The organism is Streptomyces sp. NBC_01390 (assembly GCF_045040105.1).
Taxonomy (GTDB): Bacteria; Actinomycetota; Actinomycetes; order Streptomycetales; family Streptomycetaceae; genus Streptomyces.
Genome location: NZ_CP109551.1, coordinates 5932826 through 5951966 on the forward strand (window position 1 = coordinate 5932826; position 19141 = coordinate 5951966).

Consider the following 19141-nt stretch of genomic DNA (forward strand, 5'->3'; position numbering starts at 1 on the left):
ACGTCCTGTGAGGCACGCCGGCACCTCGCGCGACTCATGTGCCGTGCGAGGTTTCGTCAGCCGTCGGCCCGCCGCCGACCTCACGGAGCCGCGCTCTCCGGCGGCGCAGGACCCGGACAGTGAGGAACCCTCCGCCCGCCACCGCGACGGCTCCTCCCGCCAGGACGGCCACTGCCGCGGTGCGGCCGAGGCTGAGAAGGGTGTCGGACCCGCCCGTGTCCGGATCCGGCAGCCTCAGGTCAGCGCAGGCCGACGGGGTGCCGGCGGGCTTGGTGCCCTTGACCGCCTCGAACTGGAAGGCGTTGGACTGCGCGTCACCGTCTCCTGCGGTGATGGAGTAGGTGAGGGTGATGATCCCGGCGGGCAGTGGGGACACGGCGGCGCAGGCGGTGGTGGTGTCGGTGACGACCGGCTGTCCGACCGGGATCGTGGTGCCGTCGGGCCCGATCATGCTGATCTTCGGCGCGATGCCGGACGTCAGGTTGTCGAAGATCAGCGCGACCACGCTGGTGCCGGCGCCGACCTTGGCTCCGGGAGCCGGTGTCGCGCTCTTCAGCCCGGTGTGGGCGTACGCGGGTGTGCCGCCGAGAAGCAGCAGCGCACCCGCACAGCCGAGCGATACGGCCCCCGTTGTCAGAAGGCGAAGTCGGCGCATGCGATCCGGTTGTCCTGTGCCTCGTTGGGGTGGATGACGATCGCGACCGCGTCCTCGCCGGTCTTGCGGGTGTTGTTCACGGTCGTCATGCCCATACCGGACTTGTCAGCGGTGAACATCAGGTGGATCTCGTTGGGGGGTGTGGTCGGCCCGGCCTTGTCGAACTGGAAGTGCGCTCCTCCGTTGTCGGCGGAGCACTGCTGGGCGTGCAGGTGGGCCATGTAGACGCCGCCGGGCTTGAGGCCGGTCAGAGAGACGGTGACCGTGGTGCCCTTGGGGCCCTGGGCAAGCCAGGCCGTGCCTTTGACGTTGTCCATGCCCGGCGGACGTGTGTCCAGCATCTGGAAAGTGCCTTTCACCACGCTCGCTCCGGAGATCTTGTAGGCGGGCGTGGCCGAGGGGTCCCCCATCGCGGTGCCGTCCATACCGTCCATGCCGTCCATACCGTGGGCGGAGGACGAAGACGAGGATGCGGCCCCTTCTGAGGCGTGGTGGGCCGAGTCGCCGCCGCAGCCGGTGGCAAGAGCCGTCATCGCGGTCACCAGGGCTGCGCAGGCGGCGAGCCGGGCCCTGCGGCGGACGGTTCGGGGCGGCGCCGGAACGCCGGAGGCGGGTGCGCAGGCAGACGTGCGGTGGTGCATGGAACTCCCGATCGATGAGCGGAGAACGCCCGGCGTCGACTGCGCGCAGGCGGGCGGGCGTGCTCCGGGCCAGGTGGACGGACCGGCCTACGCGAGCACGCATGCCGGTTCCGGGCGTGGACCGGCCCTGGCCGACGCCGGGAGACCACAGGGAGTTCAGTGGCGCAGGGCGGGCAGAGGACCGGACGACAGTTGGAGGAATGCCGAACCGGCCCCGGGTGGCCCTCTGCGCACGACGGCGTGTCTGAGTACGGCGAAAACAGTCGGCGGAGTTTCCGCCGTACCCTCGACACTCCGGCCCGCGTGGGTCCCCTCGTGGCACAGGGTGCGTGCGAGCATGTGGCGGACTCGCCGAAGAGGCGCGAACAGCACCAAGGTGAGGGCTCTGCCCAGCTGGTAAGCCGCCGTCTCGCCCCGCCACAGCCACAGCCCGCACACGACGGCGGCCAGCAGATGCGCCAGGAACATCCCGGTGGAGCTCTGCCACACCAGGGCGGACTCCGGCGACACGGGTGCGGAGGGACCTGCTGTCCCGGCGTGCTGCACGGCAGTACCCGAAACCGAGTGGTCCATGTGCATGGCCATGCCGGAATGGGAGAAGGCGATCCCGTGGTCCGTGCCGGAAGCCGGTCCTGTTCCTGATGCGCCGACCGGTACGCGTACGAGCCTGTGTGCCATGTCGAACAGCAGGTGCAGCAGCCCCTGCGCAACGGCCGTCGCAGCGACCACGGGCAGGGCACCACGTTCCCTGCCGGTCAGCAACCAGGCGCCCGACGCCGTCCCAGCGAACGCCAGGAACAGCGTCCACCAGGGCAGGAGGTCACCGGACATCAGGGCATGGCCCAGTGCCGTCGTCACGACACAGACAGCCGCGAAGACGGCCGCCCGCAACGAACGCGGAACAGCAACGCTCTCCCCGGCCCGCGCCGTGCGGGTTCCCCGGCGCGTTCCGCCGCCGCGGCACCTCCGGGGCATCGCACAACTCCTCGAACCGGTGGACTTCCTTCAGTCCCTTACGGGCGAGAGTGTCCCTGCGTTCACAGCGTTCACATGCCGAGCGCCCAATCAGCCGAACTCGTCGAGGCGGCCGGGCAGACGGGGCTCGGTGGACAGGTCGTCCCCTCGCGGTCCGTCCCTTCCGAAGCGGCCCGTGCGGTACTGGCGTCGACGGAGTACACCCCTTCTCTCTCACATCTTTGGGGTTGTCATGATCCAGACCCGAGAACTCCTGGACAGCGTCACCAGCGCGAGCATTCTCAGCGGTGAGGTGCTGGCCCGGGCCGTCGACGTCCTCGCCGCGTGCGAGACGGCCGTCACCGCGTGCGCGACGGGCATGCTCGCCGACAAGGACGCCGACGCGCTGCGCACGGCCATCGACCAGGACCTGGACTGCGCCGACGTCACAGCCGCGACCCGCCGGGTCCTGACCCGCCACAGCGGCCACGACCCGGCGCTGCTCACGGCACAGGTCGAAGCCTGTCTCATCGCCTGCCGACGCAGCCACGACCTGTGCGGCGGGCACGCCGAGCACCACGAGCACTGCCGTATCTGCGCCGAGGCCACCGACCAGGCAGCCGACGCCTGCCGGGACGTGCTCGACGCCGTACGTTCCTGAAGTCCGCGGGGTCAGTCCCGCGAGGGCGGTGACGATCCGGCCGGCGGTCGGCCGGACACCGCCCGGTCCACCAGCAGGTACAGCAGCCCGCAGGCCGCGAGGCCGACCAGGCAGCCGATGACGGCACCGCCCGTGCCCGCGACCACTTCGCCCAGCCAGCCGTACCCTCCGGCGAACACCGCCACCGTCGCGGCCGGCAGCATCCACGTCAGGCCGCGCTGTCTCCTGCCGTACCCGGCCGAGCGGCTAGGCTGCGCGTCCCAGGGCCACACCGCGTGCGACCTGTTCCGCCGGGTGCGTGCCATCGGTCAGGCGGTGGCTATGCCGTCCAGTTTGCCGGCCTTCGCCTCCTCGACCAGGGAGGCGAACTGGCCGACGCTCATCTGGACTCGCTGGCCGAAGTCGTCGGTGAGCAGGACGCGGCGCTCCGCGGGGGCGCCCGGGTCGACGAAGAGTTGCGGGCAGCCGCAGTCGCATTCCCCGCAGAAGGTCGCCAGCGGCTCCAGACCGGTGATGTCGCTCATCGTGCACTGCCTTTCGGGAGGGTCGGGCGGCCGGAGGCGTGTCGACTGCCTGGGGCCCGGTACTGCTCTGGTGCATACCCGCGGGCGCGCGGCGCGACGCGCCAGCGCGTGCGGTGACCGGGGCGCGGTCCTGCGATGCCATGCGCCGGTTCACCTCCGATGCTTCCGTTTCACCACACCTGATGGGAACCGGTCCCACTGTTCCAACGACTATCTGAGGAGGTGTCATCCGGGCCGTGGACAAGGCACGGTGCGGATGCCGCGTACGGCTGAACGCGCGCGTTACCGGACCCGTTCGTCTTCACGTCGGACAACGTCACGGTGGGGGGCACCGCCCTGGACGACGGAACCATCCGTCAGTCGATCGTCGAGGGGGGTACGCCGTCGCGGAGCCGCAGGCCGCCTGAGGGCCCCGGCACCGCCGTCGTGGTGCGGACTAGGGTGTGATCGTGAGCGATCCCCTGACCATCGGTGTGCTGTTGTTCGAGGATGTCGAGGAACTCGACATGGTCGGCCCGTGGGAGGTGCTCGGTTTCTGGGCCGCCCACATCGCGTCGTCTCCGGTGCGGGTGCTGGCCCTCGGACCGGAGGCCGGAGTGGTGCGCGGTTCCCAGGGGCTGGGGCTTGTCGCCGACCACTCCGTGACCGACGCGCCGCGTCTCGACGTTCTCGTCCACCCCGGCGGCAACGGCACGCGTGCCCTGGCCAAGGACACAGCGCACCTGGAGTGGCTGCGCCGCCTTCACGAGCAGGGCACCGTCCTGGCGAGCGTGTGCACCGGCTCGCTGGTGCTCGCGCACGCGGGGCTGCTGGCGGGCCGCCCGGCGACCACTCACCGGAACTTTCTCGGCAAGCTCGCGGAGATCGACCCTTCGGTCGACGTACGGGCGCGGGAACGGTACGTGGACGACGGGGACATCGTCACCAGCGCCGGGGTGTCGGCCGGCATCGACATGGCGCTGCACCTGGTGAACCGACTCGGCGGAAGCGAGGAGGGTGAGCTGACCCGGGCCGGGATCCAGTACGAGGCTCCGGAGCCCGTGGCGGACTCCCTGGCCTGACCGGGGGTCAGCGGACGGCGGGCTCGACGGCCCTGCCGTCCTCGTCTCCGGATCGGTCGTCCTCGGCCTCGGCCGTCCGGTCGTGGGCGAGGGGCTGGGCCCCGTAGGTGATGCGGATGACGCCGTCGGCGTGCCGCTCGGTGCTCGCCCGTACGCCGAAGACGTCCCTGAGGATCTGCGGGGTCAGCACCTCCAGAACCGGACCCGCGGCCACCACTGCTCCCTCGTGCAGGACGACCAGGTGGTCGCAGAGCCGGGCAGCCAGATCGAGGTCGTGCAGGACCGCCAGCGTGGTGATCCCGGTGGCCCGGATGAGGTCCAGCAGCTCGAACCGGGCGCGGATGTCCAGGTGGTTGGTGAGCTCGTCCAGGACGAGGAGTTGGGCGCTCTGCGCCAACGCCCTTGCCAGCAGCACGCGTTGACGTTCTCCGCCGGACAGGGAGGCGTAGTCGCGGTCCGTGTACGGCCGTACGCCGCATCGGTCGATGGCCTCCTGTACGGCGCGGTGGTCCTCGGCTCCGTCGCGGCCCAGCAGGCCGTGGTGGGGTGCGCGGCCCAGGGCGACGATCTCGGTGACGGTCAGGCCGGTGGTGTTGCCGCCGGCGTCCTGGAGGACGGCGGCGGTGCGGCGGGCCGCGCTGCGGGCGGACAGGGTCCAGACGTCGTCGTCTCCGACCCTGACGACGCCGTCCGCCGGGCGCAGCGAGCGGTAGACGGCGCGCAGCAGGGTGGACTTGCCGCTGCCGTTGGGGCCGACGAGGCCGACGATGTCGCCCTTGCCGGCCTCAAGGCTCACGTCGCGGAGGATCGGGGTGCGGTCCAGGGTGATGTGGAGCTGGTCGACGGTGAGTTTCATGCGTTCAGTCCAGGCCCTTGTTGTGGCGCAGGAGCCACAGGAAGAAGGGGGCGCCGAGGAGGGCGGTGAGGATGCCCAGCGGCAGTTCGTTGGGGCGGTTGAGGGTGCGGGAGAGCAGGTCCACGAGGACCAGGTAGACCGCGCCCAGCAGGGCGGTCAGGGGCAGGAGCCTGCGGTGGTCGGCGCCGATGGTGAGGCGGACCAGGTGCGGGATCATCAGGCCGACGAAGCCGATGCTGCCGGCGACGGCGATGACGGTTCCGGTCAGCAGCGCGCTGAGCACCAGGAGCACGGCGCGCAGCCGGTTGACGTCGACGCCGAGCGCGGTGGCGGACTCGTCGCCGGCCAGCAGCACGTTGAGCCGCCGTCCGAAGAGCGCCAGGAGCACGGTGGTGACGAGCACGACCACGGTGACCGTGGGGAGCTGGTCCCACTGGGCGCCTGCCACGCTGCCGAGCATCCAGAACATGACAGTCCGCAACTCGGTCGGGGTCGCCTGGAGTTGGACGAAGCTGGTCGCCGAGAGGAAGACGTAGCCGACGGCGACTCCCGCCAGGATCAGCCGGGTCGGCGCCAGCCGGCCGCGGCGCTGCCCGAGCGCGAACACCAGGGCGCCCGCCGCCAACGCGCCGATGAAGGCCGCCGCCGACACGCCGAGTCCGGCCAGCGCGGCGCCGCCGCCCAGCGTGATGACGAGCACTGCGCCGAGGGTGGCGCCGTAGGAGAAGCCCAGCACGATCGGGTCGGCCAGCGGGTTGGACACCACGGTCTGCAGCACCGCGCCCGAGACCGCCAGGGCCGCGCCGACCAGCGCGGCCAGCACCACCCGGGGGGTGCGGAAGTTCCAGACGATCTGGTCGAGCGCCGGGTCGGAGGGTGCCGCCCCGACACCGGTGACGTGGTGCAGGACGATCGCCCACACGTCACCGAGCGGGATGGTGACCGCGCCGATGCTGATCGCCACGATCATCGTGACGATCAGCGCGACGGGCAGCAGGGTGAACGCGAGGGTGACCCTCAGCCGGCCCGGTCCGCTCAGAGGGCGTCGGGGTGCAGCGCCTTGGCGATCTTCTCGACGGCCAGGTCGTTGCTCGGGCCGAGGTACATCGAGTCGGACAGCGTCACGTACGTGTTGTTCTTGGCGGCCGGCCACTGGGGGAACTCCTTCAGCAGTTTCTTGGCGTAGGCCGCCGGGTTCGGGTCGTTGTAGGCGATGACGACGAGGGCGTCGACGTCGGTGGCGGCCACCTTCTCCTTGCTCAGGTCGGCGAAGGAGGTCTTGGAAGCGTTCTCGAAGGCGTTGGAGCCGCCGGCCTTGGCGAGGATGTCGTTGTAGATGCCCTTGGCGACGACCGAGCTGAAGTCGTTGCCGCCCATGGACATGTTGGAGAACAGCACCATGACCTTCGGCGTCTTCTCCCCCTTCACCTTGTCCGAGACGGCCGCGATGCTCTTCTCGGAGGCGGCGATCAGCTTCTCGGCCCTGTCGCTCACATTGAAGACCCTGCCCATGTCGCGCAGCAGCGTGTAGCTGTCGGCAATGGTCATCTTCGCGGTGTCCTGGTCGCAGCCCTGCGGGGAGACGTAGCTGTTCGCGCCGACGTCTTTCAGCTGGTCCCGGGTGGCGAAGCCGTTCTTCTCGTCGAAGCCGTACGAGGTGGTGGACAGGACGAGGTCGGGGCGCAGGCCGAGCATGGCCTCGCGGGGGACGTCGTAGGCGTCGTTGAGTTTCACGTCACCGGTGGGCAGGGCCTTGATGGCGGCGGCGCGGCCCGCGACCTCGGACATGCCGTAGGTCTGCTGGTTGGCGACGATCTTGTCCCCCAGGCCGAGGGCGAGAAGGGTGGAGACCTCGGCGACGGAGGCGCCGTTCATGACGACGACCCGGCTGGGGGCCTTCGTGAACGTCTCCTTCTGACCGCAGTTCTCCAGAGTCACCGGGTAGCCGGTCTTCGAGGCCGCGGCCTCGGTGGTCTTCGCGCTCGCCTTGTCGCTGTCCGAGGAGTCGCCGCATGCCGCTGTGAGCAGACAGAGGGCTGCGGCCAGGGCGGTGGCGACCGGCCGGTTGATCGACATGCGGGCTCCGTAAGGTGTTGGGCGGCCAGGGAGAGCCGGATGTACTGATGGGTTCTGTCGTAGTAGTCGGGGCGAAGCGGAGTTGAGTTCCCGGCAAGTCGCTTTTATTTTCCGGAGGTTGCCGGGTGGGGCTGCCGTCCGGCCGGGGTGGGCAGCACACCCGCCGTGACGCAGTGGTCCAGATAGCCGAAGAGCAGGTCACGGTCGACGGGCGGGCAGGTGATGCCGCTGCCCTCCAGGCCGGCACGGACGTTCCCGGCGTGGACGTGACCGAGGCGCAGGTCGGCCGGAGCGACCCCCTCCAAGAGCTCGTTGGACTCGGTGGACTCGAAGAAGGCCAGCGTCGTGGTAGCAACGTCGGCCGAGCGGGGCAGTTCCTCCCGCCACCGCGCCAGCGGCAGCCTCCGTACGGGATAGCCGTACTCCTCCACCCAGTCGTAGACGTCCCCGAGCCGCACCCGGGGCAGAGTCGCGTGGTGGAAGACCGGACCGGTGGTGTGGGCACCGGTGAGGCAGAGGTGGACGAGGGAGCGGGCTACGAAGTCCACCGGGGTCCAGACCTCGTCCTCGAAGAGGTCCGGGACGATCCCCGCCGGGATGCCGGCTCGCAGCACGCTCCACAGGAAGTCCCGCTCGTTGACGTGTCCCGTGCCGGACGGTCCGACCACCCGGCCCAGCCGGTGCACAGTGACCGGCAGGCCGCGCTCGGCCGCCTGTTCCAGCAGGCGTTCGGAGGCCCACTTCGACTGCTGGTAGCCGTAGCGCAGTCCCTCGTGGGGCGGCAGGAACGCCTCCGGCACCTCGGGGCTGTGGCTGGCGGGCGGGGCCACGGACAGGGTGGAGACGTAGTGGAGGGGTGTCGTGCGGACGGCGGCCAGGCGCAGCAGGTGGCGGGTGGACTCGGTGTTGGCGGCGCGCAGGGTGGCGTAGTCGCGCATGATGCTGACGGTCGCGGCGTTGTGGAAGATGGCGTCACAGGTCGCGGCGAGATCGGCGAGCGCGTCACGGGTCAGGCCGAGGGCGGGGCGGGCGAGGTCTGCGGGAAGGGCGGTGACGCGGTGACGCGCCCGCTCGTCGAGGGTGATGCCGTGCTGGTCGAGGGCCCGGTGGACGCGGGCGGTGGCCTCGGCCCGGTCGCGGGCCCGTACCGTGCAGACGATCTCGGCCGCCGTGCTCGTCAGGAGTTCCGCCAGCAGGTGAGCGCCTACGAAGCCGGTCGCGCCGGTGAGGAGGATGCGGCGGGGCGTGTCGTCCGGAGTGCGGCTGGTGCCGGGCCGGACACCCGGGTCGAGGACGGCGTCGGCGAGGAGCGTCGGCGGGAGTCCGGCCGGTGCGGACGGCAGCCCGGCCCCCTCCCCGAGGAAGTGCGCCAGGGCCGCGGCCGTGGGGTGCTGGAACAGCCAGGCGACCTTCACCTCGCGGCCGAGTTCGACGCCGAGCCGGTTGGCGGCCTGGATGGCCTGAAGGGACTGGGCACCCAGGTCGAACACGTCGTCGTGCACGGTGACGGTGTCGGCGCCTAGGAGCTTCCGCCAGATGCCCGTGATCATCCGCTCCAGGACGCTCCCGCTGGTCGGGGCCTCGTGCGCCGACGACTGGCTCAGGGCCGACCGGTCGATCTTGCCGGAGCTGGTGCGGGGCAGCCGGTCGAGGAATCCGACTCCGGAGGGGATCATCGCGGCGGGCAGCCTGGCCCGCAGATGTTCCCTGACCACGGACGCAGACACTGCCTGAGATTCCGCGACCAGGTGGGCGACCAGGCGCCGGGTGCCGTCGGCGAGGGTCTGTCCCACGACGGCGGCCTCCCGGATGCCGGGGTGGGTGAGCAGGGCGCTCTCGACCTCGGCGGGCTGGACACGGTGGCCGCTGATCTTGAACTCGTCGTCCGCCCGCCCCAGGAAGCGCAGTTGCCCGTCCTCGCCGACGCCCACCAGGTCACCGGTGCGGTAGGCGCGGGGTGCGCCGGGAAGGGCGGTGAGCGGAGCGAAACGGGAGCTGTCCGGCACGTCTCCCCGGTAGCCACGAGCCAGGGCGTCGCCCAGCAGGTACAGCTCGCCGTCGACGACGGCGGCCCGGGTGCCGGGCAGCGGCAGGCCGATGGGGACGTCGCCGGGGGCGAGTGCGGGGTCGTGCAGGTCGGCGACGGTGGCGACGACGGTGGCCTCGGTGGGCCCGTAGGTGTTCAGCAGCGCGACCGAGGTGCCGACGGCCTTGCGCCAGCGGTCGACGCGTTCGGGCAGGGCGGCCTCGCCGCCGATGACGACGGTCCGTACGCCCTCGGGCAGCGCGGCGGCGCCGGTGGAAACGGCGTAGGCCACCTCGTGCCAGTACGCGGTGGGCAGGTCCAGCACGCTGATGCGCAGGCGGTCGCACTCGGCCAGGAAGCGTGGCACGGACTCGGTCATGTCGTCGGCGCGGATCACCAGCGTGCCGCCGGCGCACAGGGTGAGGAAGAGTTCCTCCACGCTGGCGTCGAAGTGCAGCGGGGCGAACTGCAGGACGCGGTCGCCCTGTTGGATCCCGTAGCGGTGTGTGGCCGCCGCCACGAAGTGGGCCAGCGCGTCGTGGCCGATCTCGACACCTTTGGGGCGGCCGGTGGAGCCCGAGGTGTGCAGCACGTACGCGAGGTCCGTGAGCTGTGGCGCCGAGGGGGTGACGGTGATGTCGGGACCGGGGTCCGGCCGGTCCAGCAGGTGTACGGCGCGGTCCGCGAAGTCGTCCGCGAAGTCGTCCGCGAAGTCGCCGGTCGTCACCACGAGCGCCGGAGCGGCGTCCGTCAGGAGGTGGGCGGTGCGGTCGGCGGGGGCTTTCGGGTCGAGGGGGCAGTAGGCGGCGCCCGACAGCAGGACGCCCAGGATGGCGGTGACGGCGTCGATGCCCCGGGGCAGGGCCACCGCCACCACGTCACCTGCGCCGACTCCGTGAGCGGCCAGGCGGTGGGCGGTGTCGCGTGCGGCGCCGAAGAGCCGTGCGTACGTGATGCTGTCCCCGGCGTGCTCCACGGCGACGGCGGTGCCCCGACAGGCGGCGTGGTCGGCGATCAGGCTCAGCACCGGGCGGGCGGGGGCGGGCAGCGGGCCCCCGTCCAGGACCGGGATGGACGCGGCGGCGGGGGCGCCTGCCAGCTCCCGCAGCGGCCTGTCCGGGGCGGTGACCGCACTGTCGAGGAGAGCGAGCAGATCCGCCTGAAGGCCGGCCGCCTCGCTTGCCGTGTACAGGTCGGGGTTGGCGTCCAGGGCGACGCGCAGGCCGGTGCCGTCGCCGCGGTCGTAGACGTTGACGGCCAGGTCGTCGACCGGTCCCGCGGACACGTTGTGGACGGTGCTGCGGTGACCGGCGAACCGCAGGTCGTACGCGAACGGCATGATGTTCACACCGGGCCCGGACAACCGCCGCTGACCGCCCACCAGCTTCAGGTCGCGACGCAACTGCTCGTAGCGGTAACGCTGGTGGGGCAGCCCGCCACGCAGTTCACGGGAGACACGGGTGGCGAGGTCGCGCAGGGTGTCGTCGGGGGTGACGGGCACGCGCAGGGGCAGGATGTTGCGCACCATGCAGGGCACGCGCAGGGACACCGAGCCGAGGCGGCCCATCGCGGGCAGGCTCAGCACGATCTCCGGGGCGCCGGTCACCCGGTGCAGATGGGCGACGGTCACCGCGAGCACCACCTCCGACCAGGTCACCGACAGCTCGCGGGCGACCGTACGCAGGATGGCGGCCCGGGCCGGGGCGAGGTCGGTGACGTGGCGGTGGAAGGTGCGGGCGGGCAGGGCGGAGTGGCCGGCCGGGCTGGCCACCGGCGGGCGGTCGGCGTAGCGGTCGGTCCAGTGGGCGCGGTCCTTGGTGTGCCGGGCGGACTCGCGGTAGGCCAGTTCTTCGGCGCGGACGGACTCCAGGGTGCCGAAGCCGTTGTCGGGGACGGGTTCACCGGCCACGAGGGCGGTATAGACCTGGGCGGCGCGGCGGGCGACGAGGGAGAGGCCGAAGCCGTCGAGGGCGATGTGGTGGACCCGGTGGTACCACAGGTACTGCTCCCGCCCGGTCCTGAGCAGGGCGTGGCCGAAGACCGGGCCGCGGGTGAGGTCGACGGGCCGGGCCATGTCCTGGTCCATCCAGGCGAGGGCGGCGGCCTGCGGGTCGGGCTCGGCGGTGAGGTCGGCGATGTGGGTGCGCCAGTCGTCGGCCGGGGTGTCGACCTGCCAGGGGTGGCCGGTGTCGTCGGTGACGAAGGTGACGTTGAGGGCCTCGGTCTCGGCGACGACGTGGTGCAGGGTGGTGTCGAAGGCGGCCGTGTCCATCGGGCCGTCGATGCGCACGTATTCGGCGGTGTTGTAGGCGGGGCTGTCCGCGTCGAGCTGCTGGCCGGTCCAGATACCCTCCTGGGCGGCCAGCAGCGGGTGACGCCCGGCCGCCGACGTGCTGTCAGATGTCGGCACGGGCTGCTCCCTTCCCGCGTTCCTGTAGCAGCTGCCACCACTGGGCGAAGGAGGTGCGCTCGGCGAGGTCGACGAAGCTCACGTCCGCGCCGGCGGCCTGCCAGCGTTCCACCAGGGTGACGATGCGCAGGGAGTCGAGCCCCGCGTCCAGCGGGCTCTCCTCCAGGTCGACTTCGTCGGGCCGCAGGAACAGGCACTCGGCCAGGTCCGCGCGGAAGGCATCCAGGGTGAGGGGTTCTGGCATGGGGGTTCTCTCTCGATGGCTCGTCCGGTGGTGTGCGGTTCGAGGGCGGCCCGGTGACACGCCTTCTGCGGGAACGGCACCGCCGAAGAGGTCAGTTGACCTTGCGGGCGGAGTCGTTCCAGAAGCGGTCACGCAGTTCGCGGCGCAGGATCTTGCCGCTGGGGTTGCGCGGGACGTGGTCGATGAACTCGTAGCGGGCCGGCAGCTTGAAGCTCGCCAACTGCGGGACGAGGTAGGTGTGCAGGTCCCTGGGGGTGGGCTGTTGTTCGGGGTCCGGGACGATGAAGGCGTGTACGTACTCGCCCCAGCGTTCGTCGGGGGCGCCGACGACCACGGCCTCGGCCACACCGGGGTGGCCTTCCAGCACGTTCTCGATCTCGGCCGGGTAGACGTTCTCGCCGGCGACGAGGATCGCGTCCTTGATGCGGTCGCGGATGAAGACGTACCCGTCCACGTCGACGTAGCCGGCGTCTCCGGTGTGGATCCAGCCGTCGACGAGGGTCTCCGCTGTCTTGTCGGGCAGCCCCCAGTACTCGATCATCCGGGCCGGGGTGTGCAGGCAGACCTCCCCGACCGCGCCCGGGGGCAGCTCGCGGCCTTCCCCGTCGATCACCTTGGCACGGACACCCGGGTAGGGGTGTCCGGCGGCCTGCATGAGGGAGCCGCCGGGGACGTGGGCGGCCGGGGGGAGGCAGACGGCGGTGTTGCCGGTCTCGGTGAGGCCGTAGATCTGGGCGAACTCGCAGTCCAAGACGGCCAGGCTCTCCTCCAGCAGGGCCTCGGAGATCGGGGAACCGCCGTAGACCGTCTTGCGGAGCGTGGCGAAGTCCTTCGCGGTGATGCCGGGTTCGGTGAGCATCATGCGGAGCATGGCGGGCACGACGCAGGCTGTGGTGATGCCGAGGTCGCGGATGAGGTCGACGGCCCGGCGGGCGGCGAAGGCGCGCATCGCCACGACGGTCGTGCCGGCGTTGAAGTTCTGCGTGGCCCACCACAGGCCGCCGATGTGGAACCCGGGGATGCCGACGAGGGCTATGTCACCGGGGCGCCAGTCGATCCAGTCGAGTCCCTCGCTCGCGAGGGCGTCGCGGATCGCGAAGAAGCTGCGGTGGGCGAGGACGACGCCCTTGGGCAGTCCGGTGGTGCCGCTGGTGTAGAGCTGGGCGAACGGGGTGTCGGGGGTGGCCTCGAACTCCGTCTGTACCGAGGTGTGTTCGGCTTTGCGTGCCTCGATGTCGCTCAGGCGTACGACGGTCTCGGGCGGTGCGGTGGCCATGCCCTCGACGATCGGCGCGAACTCGTCCTCCAGGAACAGGAGCCGGGTGCCGGAGTCCCCGAGGATGTGGCTCACCTCGGGCGCGGTCAGCCGCCAGTTGACCGGCACCAGGACCGTGCCGCTCTTGGCACAGCCGAAGAGGATCTCGTAGTAGTGCTCGGACTCCTTGCCGAGATAGGCCACCCGGTCCCCCGGCACGAGTCCCGCAGCCCGCAGGGCGTGGGCGACACGGTCGCTCTCGCGGTGCAGGTCCGCGTAGGTGAGGGTGCGGCCCTCGCAGATCACCGCGGGGGTGTCCGGCCTGTGCTCGGCGTGGAACGCGGTGGTCTGTGCGAGGGTGCGCGGCTCGGGAGGGTGGACCGTGCCGTTCGCCGGCTGTGTCGCCGCGGACGTCTCCATGGGCAGTCCTTCGGTGGTCAGGGGATGTTGACGAAGGCGAGGGTCGCCTCGCCGTCGCACCGGCCGCCGTCGGCGTCCCGGTAGCGGTACGACGTCTCGGCGTGCAGGAACGGGCTACCGCCACCAGGGGCGCGCCGGCTGACGGAGCGGAACTCCATCTCCCCGGAGAAGGCACGGGGGTTGACCGGGCGGCGGAAGTTGCTGGCGAAACGGGCGATGAGGATGTCCGGGAGCTGGTGGCGCCGGAAGTCGTCCAGCGTCCAGGTCTCGAACCCGGTCAGGAGTCCTTCCTTCACCGACTTCGCGACCAGGTAGTACATCATCTGGTTGTAGGCGATGTTGACCTCGACCGAGTTCAGGTGGCCGGTGTCGTCGATATAGCAGGACTCCGGGATCACGAACTCGCAGCGCGCCGAGGAGAGTCCGGCCTCGGACGTGACGGCGGCGGCCTTGAGGTACTTGCAGTGCGGCTTGTAGGGCACGAGCACCCGGGCCAGCAGTTCCTCGTCCGTCGGGTACGAGCGCTGCGGCGGGGCCTCGGCGCGGTCGGCGGCGGGCGCGGTCACGCGGCCGGTATCCCGTCGTGCAGCTTGCGCTCGTCGTGCACGGTGACGCGGTACGAGACGGTCGGCTCCGGGGTGGTGGTGTGCCGGGCGCGGTGGATGAGGCTGCGGTTGTCCCAGACCAGCAGGTCGCCCTTCTCGAAGCTCTGCAGGTGGATGTTCTCGTGCTCGAAGTTCTCGTCGAGCTGACCGGTGACGTCGAACAGGCGCTTGAGGAGCTCGTCGTCGAGCGGGTTGCCGTCCGCGTCCTCGATGCCGACGGTGAAGCCCTCGCTGATGTAGAGGACGGTCTCGCCGGTCATGGGGTGGGTGAAGGTGGTCGGCTGGCGGACGGCCGGGGTCTTGGTCTCGACCTCCTCGATGATCTCGGAGATCGGGCGGTACACGTCGTGCGGGCGGATCTTGAAGTACTTGCGGACGGAGTGCCGGCAGAACGTGCCCTGGATCTCCTGCTTCAGCTCGGCGGGCAGCTTCTCGTAAGCCCGGCCCATGTCGATGAAGTACGTGCCGCGGTTCTTCTCCGGGAAGACCTGGGGGTAGATGAGGGTGATACCGAAGGGGTCGGGCATGAACTGGTAGTCGGCGTGCCAGAACTTGCCGGTCTTCGGCACACCTATCTGCTTGCCGTTCTCCGGGACGTTGGAGGAGACGAATATCTCCGGGACCTCCGGGTGCTTGTACATCGGCTCGTAGTACACCTCGGGGCGGCCGAGCCGCTTGCCGAGGGCGAGGAACTGCTCGGGGGTCAGGTCCTGACCCTTCAGGACCGCGATCTTCTTCGTATAGACGGTCTGCAGCAGCGTCTCGATGTCGGCGTCGGAGGCCGTGGTGTGGTCGAAGTCCTCGACGGACGCGCCGAGGAACGAGCCGATCTGGTCGGTGATCTTCATGTGGGGTTGCCCTCCGGGCGAGTGGTCGTGGGGAGTAGCGGTGGTTCAGGCGGCCTGTTTGGCGTCGATCAGCTCCGCGGTGCCCGCGAGGGTGAGGGTGGGGCTCAGTTCGCTGTCGTGGACGGTGACTCCGAGGTCCCGTTCGATACGGATGCTGATCTCGACCATCGTCAGCGAGTCGACGTCCAGGTCGGCGAAGGTCGCCTCGGGCGTGAACCGGTCGGCCGGGGTGCCGTGGAGTCTCGCGACGATCTCGACCAGGTGGTCGTAGGTGGTGGCACTCATGACGGGATGTCCTCTCCGCTGTCGTGCGGGACAAAGGGGTCGTGGAGGTCATAAGGGTCGTAGGGCAGGGCGGGCGGCGGCAGTTCGGGCCAGGTCAGCAGGCAGGAACCCCAGGTGAGTCCGCCGCCGAAGGCGGTGAGCAGGAGCCGGTCGCCGGGGCGGATCACGCGCCGGGCGGCTGCGTCGGCGAGAGCGAGCGGGATGGAGGCGGCACCGGTGTTGCCCACGGCGTCGACGTTGGCGAAGCAGCGCTCCCGGGGCAGGCCGAGGTCGTCGGCGACGGAGTGCAGGATGCGCAGGTTGGCCTGGTGGGGCACGAAGTGGTCGACGTCGTCGGTCTTCCAGCCGGCGCCGGACAGGGTGGCGCGGGCGGACTCGGCCATACGGGTCACCGCGTGCCGGTAGACCTCGTTGCCGCGCATCGCGAAGTGCCGTTCACCGTGGCTGGGTTCACCGTCGGTGGAGCGCTGTCTGGAGCCCCCTGCGGCGACCGTGATCAGGTCCTCGTGGGTCCCGTCACTGCCGAGGTCGAAGTGGCCGACGGCGCCGGGTTCGTCGGAATGCCCGGCGCGCAGGACTACGGCTCCGGCGCCGTCGCCGAAGATGATCGCGTTGGCCCGGTCGAGGGGGTCCACGATCGTGGAGTAGGTGTCGGCGCCGATCAGCAGGACCCGCCGAGCGACGCCGGCAGCGATCAGCCCGGCGGCCGTGGCGAGTCCGTACACGAAACCGGTGCACACCGCACCGACGTCGAAGGCCGCCACCCGGTTCAGGCCGAGCCGCGCGGCGACCGCGGGCGCGGTGGCCGGGCAGGGGCGGTCGGGGGTGGTCGTGGTGACGATCACCGCGTCGACCGGATCCGTCCCGGCGGAATCCGTGCCGGCCGGTTCGAGTCCGGCGATGCGCAGGGCCAGACGTCCTGCCTCGACAGCCAGGTCGGAGGTGGCCTGGCCGGGCTCGGCGACATGGCGACGGCGGATGCCCGTACGGGTGCGGATCCATGCGTCGTCGGTGTCCAGCCGCTCGGCGAGTTCGTCGTTGGTGACCACGCGGGGCGGCACCCATCCAGCCACTCCGCACAGGACGGCGGCCGGGACGGGCGATCTGGATGCGTGTACGGGCACGGCGGCTCTCCTCATGTGTGCGGTACGCGGACGACGGGCCGTACGGCCCGGATCTGTCGAAGGGGCACCCTCGGCCTATGCGGCCACGGCCGTTCTGCGCAGGGCGGAGGTCAGCAGCACGCCGCAGCCAATACCGGCCGCTATCGCGAAGACCGCGACCCGGATCCCGCTCACCAGCGCGTCACCCGGCGGCCCCTGTCCCACCCCGCCCGCGAGCGCCACCAGCAAGGCGAGTCCCACTGCTCCGCCCACCTGAAGGCTGGTGGAGGCCAGCCCGGACGCCACCCCCTGGTCCTCCGGCGCAACCCCGGACGCGGCGACGATCCACATACCGGTCCACGCGGCTCCCTGCCCGAGGCCCAGCAGCACGATCCCGGGCAGCAGCGACGGGTACGAGCCCTCCTCGGAGAGGGCGAGCCCGAGCGCCACGGCTCCTGCCGCGCCCAGCGCCATGCCGCCGACCAGCATGCGACGCACACCGAACAGCGCCACCGCCCGTTCACCGACCTGGGTGCCGATCGCGGTCACCACCGCCGGGACGAGGAAGGCGAGACCGGTCGCGAACGCGCTGTAGCCGCGCACGGTCTGGAAGTAGAGGGTCAGGAAGTACGGCAGCGAGCTGAAGGTGGCGCTGTAGAGCGCGGTGACGGCCATCGCGGCGACCAGGCCGCGATGGGCGAACAGCCTCGCCGGTACCAGCGGGTCGCGCGAGCGCGTCTCGACGACGGCGAAGCAGATCAGCAGGGCGACGGCGAGACCGGCGCTCACCAGGGTGGGCGTACTGGTCCAGCCCGCAGCGGGGGCATGCACCAGCACGAACACCAGGAGGGTGATGCCACCGGTCGCGGTCAGGGCGCCCGTCACGTCGAACCGCCGGGTCGCGGTCCGCGGGCCGTCCGCGGGGAACAGTGCCCGTCCCGCCCAGGCGATGCCCACCGCGACGGGAACGTTGACGAAGAACACCGACTCCCAGCCGAACGCCTCCACCAGCACGCCCCCCAGCAGGGATCCGAAACACAGACCCCCGGCCCCCGCCGCGCCCCACACCGCCAGCGCACGGTTCCGGGCGGGCCCCTCCTCGTAGATCGTGTTGATCAGGGAGAGGGTGGCCGGGAACAGCAGCGATCCGCCGATGCCCTGGACGGCCCGGACGGCGACAAGCGCTCCGGGCGACTCCGCGAACCCTCCCACCAGCGAGGAACCCGCGTAGATCAGCGCCGCCATGACGAACGTCCGGCGACGGCCGAGCAGGTCCGCAGCCCGTCCGCCCAGCAGCAGAAAGCCCCCCGTCGTCACGACGTAGGCACTCACCACCCACTGCAGGTCGTGGGAGGAGAAGCCGAGGCCGGCGCCTATCTCGGGGAGCGCCACATAGACGATGTTGTAGTCCAGCGCGATGACCAGTTGAGCCGTTGCCAGGACGAGCAGGGACAGCCGGGCGTGCATCAGTAGATCCCTCCCCTACACCTGAACGGAAAACGCCGAAGAATATCGAACGCGTCGATCAATTTCGGTCACGATAACATTCACAAGAAGGCTTGAGAACGGCCGGACTGGAAAGTTTCCCAAGCTCTTGAATTCGCTTTCAGGACAACACTGAGAACCGACAGTGCGGAACTGCCGGTTCCTTTTTCTGAGCCATTTCAGGCGCCCGCTACTCCCCCATCAGGCGCCTTATCTCCGTGACGAGGGAGACAAGTGCCCGCCGTTCGGGGAGAGTCGTTTCCGGATGCCAGAGGTCGACGAGCAGACAGGTCCGCGGCTGGCTTCCTTCATTACGCGCCTCATGCTCGAAGGAATAGTCGAAGAGCAGGCAGCGCCCTTCCTGCCAGGAGCGGATCCTGCCTGCCACGGTGATGCTGCATCCGTCCGGAATGTCGACGGCGAGATGCAGGTTGATGCTGAAGTTCCACAGGTCGCAATGCGGGGCGATCGAAGCCCCGGGCAGCAGCGTGGAGAAATGGGATTCCAGTAGCGGGCAGATTGTCTCGGTGTCGACGGCGAATTCTTTGAGAACCTTGTACGCGGTGGGCACAGTGTCGGCCGATTCCTCGACGAGGTTTCCACGCCGGTAGAGGTAGAGAGCCTGCCAGTCCTCCTGCCGGGTCAGGTAGTGCTCATAGTCGGAGAACGCCTCCCGCCGGGCCGCCCAGGCCGAGTTCAGTTCCTCCTTGACGGCCGGATGAGCTGATTCCAGTGCCTCGACGACCGGCGCGAGTTCGGGATAGGCGTAGGGATCGTGCCACGGGGTTGGCGACAGTCCCGGCAGGATCCACTTGGCACCCTTCTGCAGCGGGTGCCGCGGCCCGCCTCCGCCGGGCTCCAGCATCCGTTCGACACGGCTGATCGAGTCCGCGCCGTGCTCGCTTCTGATCGCCGCGAAGGCGTCCTCTATCTCTGGTGTCATACGGGTCTCCTGGCTGGTGCCGCGACCGGGTGCGGGTCGTGCCGTCGCAGTAGTAGTCGGACGCGGGGTGCGATGAGTTCCCGCGACTT

Annotated in this window: 19 protein-coding genes; 2 read left to right on the forward strand and 17 right to left on the reverse strand. The window is 70.5% G+C overall.

All coding sequences use genetic code 11. The features are described from left to right. Positions 1-34: 34 nt before the first annotated feature. The 3 genes from OG241_RS26795 to OG241_RS26805 all read right to left on the reverse strand — a co-directional run bounded on the left by OG241_RS26795 (position 35) and on the right by OG241_RS26805 (position 2271). Positions 35-655: a copper resistance protein CopC gene (locus OG241_RS26795; protein WP_405818624.1), complete on the reverse strand. Its 621-nt coding sequence runs from the start codon at positions 653-655 to the stop codon at positions 35-37. Continuing rightward, on the reverse strand, positions 634-1296 hold the full coding sequence (locus OG241_RS26800) for a superoxide dismutase family protein (protein WP_405818626.1): 663 nt from the start codon (positions 1294-1296) through the stop codon (positions 634-636). The genes OG241_RS26795 and OG241_RS26800 overlap by 22 nt, the downstream gene beginning before the upstream one ends. A 156-nt stretch (positions 1297-1452) precedes the next feature. Beyond that, positions 1453-2271 (reverse strand): hypothetical protein, encoded by an 819-nt coding sequence (locus OG241_RS26805; RefSeq protein WP_405818628.1) that lies wholly within the window; start codon positions 2269-2271, stop codon positions 1453-1455. Between the two features lie 232 nt (positions 2272-2503). Between OG241_RS26805 and OG241_RS26810 the strand changes: the two genes are divergently transcribed. Continuing rightward, positions 2504-2911 carry a hypothetical protein gene (locus OG241_RS26810; RefSeq protein WP_405818630.1) on the forward strand — a complete coding sequence of 136 codons (408 nt, stop codon included), beginning with the start codon at positions 2504-2506 and terminating at the stop codon, positions 2909-2911. Positions 2912-2922: 11 nt separating this feature from the next. On the opposite strand, the gene OG241_RS26815 is transcribed toward OG241_RS26810, so the two are convergent. Then, positions 2923-3216, reverse strand: a complete 294-nt coding sequence (locus OG241_RS26815; RefSeq protein WP_405818631.1) for a hypothetical protein — start codon at positions 3214-3216, stop codon at positions 2923-2925. 3 nt (positions 3217-3219) lie between these two features. Next, positions 3220-3435 carry a hypothetical protein gene (locus tag OG241_RS26820; RefSeq protein WP_405818633.1) on the reverse strand — a complete coding sequence of 72 codons (216 nt, stop codon included), beginning with the start codon at positions 3433-3435 and terminating at the stop codon, positions 3220-3222. A gap of 449 nt (positions 3436-3884) precedes the next feature. Here OG241_RS26820 and OG241_RS26825 point away from each other — a divergent pair, with 449 nt between their 5' ends. Then, a complete protein-coding gene (locus tag OG241_RS26825) occupies positions 3885-4496 on the forward strand; it encodes a DJ-1/PfpI family protein (RefSeq protein ID WP_405818634.1) in 612 nt (203 codons plus the stop codon). 7 nt (positions 4497-4503) lie between these two features. Here OG241_RS26825 and OG241_RS26830 read toward each other — a convergent pair whose 3' ends face one another. From OG241_RS26830 to OG241_RS26885, 12 genes are all read right to left on the reverse strand, one after another. Beyond that, complete coding sequence (locus OG241_RS26830; protein WP_405818636.1) at positions 4504-5352, reverse strand: ABC transporter ATP-binding protein; 849 nt, start codon at positions 5350-5352, stop codon at positions 4504-4506. Positions 5353-5356: 4 nt separating this feature from the next. Beyond that, a complete protein-coding gene (locus tag OG241_RS26835) occupies positions 5357-6322 on the reverse strand; it encodes a FecCD family ABC transporter permease (protein ID WP_405818638.1) in 966 nt (321 codons plus the stop codon). A 65-nt stretch (positions 6323-6387) separates the two neighbouring features. Further along, positions 6388-7428, reverse strand: coding sequence for an ABC transporter substrate-binding protein (locus OG241_RS26840; protein WP_405818640.1), 1041 nt, complete (start codon positions 7426-7428; stop codon positions 6388-6390). A 104-nt stretch (positions 7429-7532) separates the two neighbouring features. Then, positions 7533-11864, reverse strand: a complete 4332-nt coding sequence (locus tag OG241_RS26845; protein ID WP_405818642.1) for an amino acid adenylation domain-containing protein — start codon at positions 11862-11864, stop codon at positions 7533-7535. Next, positions 11851-12108, reverse strand: a complete 258-nt coding sequence (locus OG241_RS26850; RefSeq protein ID WP_405818644.1) for a phosphopantetheine-binding protein — start codon at positions 12106-12108, stop codon at positions 11851-11853. The genes OG241_RS26845 and OG241_RS26850 overlap by 14 nt, the downstream gene beginning before the upstream one ends. A 91-nt stretch (positions 12109-12199) precedes the next feature. Continuing rightward, positions 12200-13783 (reverse strand): long-chain-fatty-acid--CoA ligase, encoded by a 1584-nt coding sequence (locus OG241_RS26855; RefSeq protein ID WP_405818646.1) that lies wholly within the window; start codon positions 13781-13783, stop codon positions 12200-12202. Positions 13784-13800: 17 nt separating this feature from the next. Next, a complete protein-coding gene (locus OG241_RS26860) occupies positions 13801-14349 on the reverse strand; it encodes an FcoT family thioesterase (protein WP_405818647.1) in 549 nt (182 codons plus the stop codon). Beyond that, the gene (locus tag OG241_RS26865) at positions 14346-15236 is read right to left on the reverse strand and encodes a TauD/TfdA dioxygenase family protein (protein WP_405818649.1); all 891 of its coding nucleotides are present in this window, start codon (positions 15234-15236) and stop codon (positions 14346-14348) included. Before OG241_RS26865 ends, OG241_RS26860 begins: the two co-directional genes overlap by 4 nt. A 45-nt stretch (positions 15237-15281) precedes the next feature. Then, positions 15282-15521, reverse strand: coding sequence for an acyl carrier protein (locus OG241_RS26870; RefSeq protein WP_405818651.1), 240 nt, complete (start codon positions 15519-15521; stop codon positions 15282-15284). Next, positions 15518-16645, reverse strand: coding sequence for a beta-ketoacyl-ACP synthase III (locus tag OG241_RS26875; RefSeq protein ID WP_405818653.1), 1128 nt, complete (start codon positions 16643-16645; stop codon positions 15518-15520). The genes OG241_RS26870 and OG241_RS26875 overlap by 4 nt, the downstream gene beginning before the upstream one ends. A gap of 75 nt (positions 16646-16720) precedes the next feature. Then, positions 16721-18091: an MFS transporter gene (locus tag OG241_RS26880; protein ID WP_405818654.1), complete on the reverse strand. Its 1371-nt coding sequence runs from the start codon at positions 18089-18091 to the stop codon at positions 16721-16723. A gap of 208 nt (positions 18092-18299) precedes the next feature. Beyond that, positions 18300-19052: an aspartyl/asparaginyl beta-hydroxylase domain-containing protein gene (locus OG241_RS26885; protein WP_405818656.1), complete on the reverse strand. Its 753-nt coding sequence runs from the start codon at positions 19050-19052 to the stop codon at positions 18300-18302. Positions 19053-19141: the final 89 nt, after the last annotated feature.

Excerpts from the sequence above, each read along its gene's own strand:
- OG241_RS26865 (WP_405818649.1), bottom strand. The coding sequence starts at position 15,236 with ATGAAGATCACCGACCAGATCGGCTCGTTCCTCGGCGCGTCCGTCGAG.
- OG241_RS26840 (WP_405818640.1), bottom strand. The coding sequence starts at position 7,428 with ATGTCGATCAACCGGCCGGTCGCCACCGCCCTGGCCGCAGCCCTCTGT.
- OG241_RS26870 (WP_405818651.1), bottom strand. The coding sequence starts at position 15,521 with ATGAGTGCCACCACCTACGACCACCTGGTCGAGATCGTCGCGAGACTC.
- OG241_RS26850 (WP_405818644.1), bottom strand. The coding sequence starts at position 12,108 with ATGCCAGAACCCCTCACCCTGGATGCCTTCCGCGCGGACCTGGCCGAG.
- OG241_RS26835 (WP_405818638.1), bottom strand. The coding sequence starts at position 6,322 with ATGATCGTGGCGATCAGCATCGGCGCGGTCACCATCCCGCTCGGTGAC.
- OG241_RS26885 (WP_405818656.1), bottom strand. The coding sequence starts at position 19,052 with ATGACACCAGAGATAGAGGACGCCTTCGCGGCGATCAGAAGCGAGCAC.
- OG241_RS26830 (WP_405818636.1), bottom strand. The coding sequence starts at position 5,352 with ATGAAACTCACCGTCGACCAGCTCCACATCACCCTGGACCGCACCCCG.
- OG241_RS26815 (WP_405818631.1), bottom strand. The coding sequence starts at position 3,216 with ATGGCACGCACCCGGCGGAACAGGTCGCACGCGGTGTGGCCCTGGGAC.
- OG241_RS26800 (WP_405818626.1), bottom strand. The coding sequence starts at position 1,296 with ATGCACCACCGCACGTCTGCCTGCGCACCCGCCTCCGGCGTTCCGGCG.
- OG241_RS26810 (WP_405818630.1), top strand. The coding sequence starts at position 2,504 with ATGATCCAGACCCGAGAACTCCTGGACAGCGTCACCAGCGCGAGCATT.
- OG241_RS26880 (WP_405818654.1), bottom strand. The coding sequence starts at position 18,091 with ATGCACGCCCGGCTGTCCCTGCTCGTCCTGGCAACGGCTCAACTGGTC.
- OG241_RS26820 (WP_405818633.1), bottom strand. The coding sequence starts at position 3,435 with ATGAGCGACATCACCGGTCTGGAGCCGCTGGCGACCTTCTGCGGGGAA.
- OG241_RS26855 (WP_405818646.1), bottom strand. The coding sequence starts at position 13,783 with ATGGAGACGTCCGCGGCGACACAGCCGGCGAACGGCACGGTCCACCCT.
- OG241_RS26795 (WP_405818624.1), bottom strand. The coding sequence starts at position 655 with ATGCGCCGACTTCGCCTTCTGACAACGGGGGCCGTATCGCTCGGCTGT.
- OG241_RS26805 (WP_405818628.1), bottom strand. The coding sequence starts at position 2,271 with ATGCCCCGGAGGTGCCGCGGCGGCGGAACGCGCCGGGGAACCCGCACG.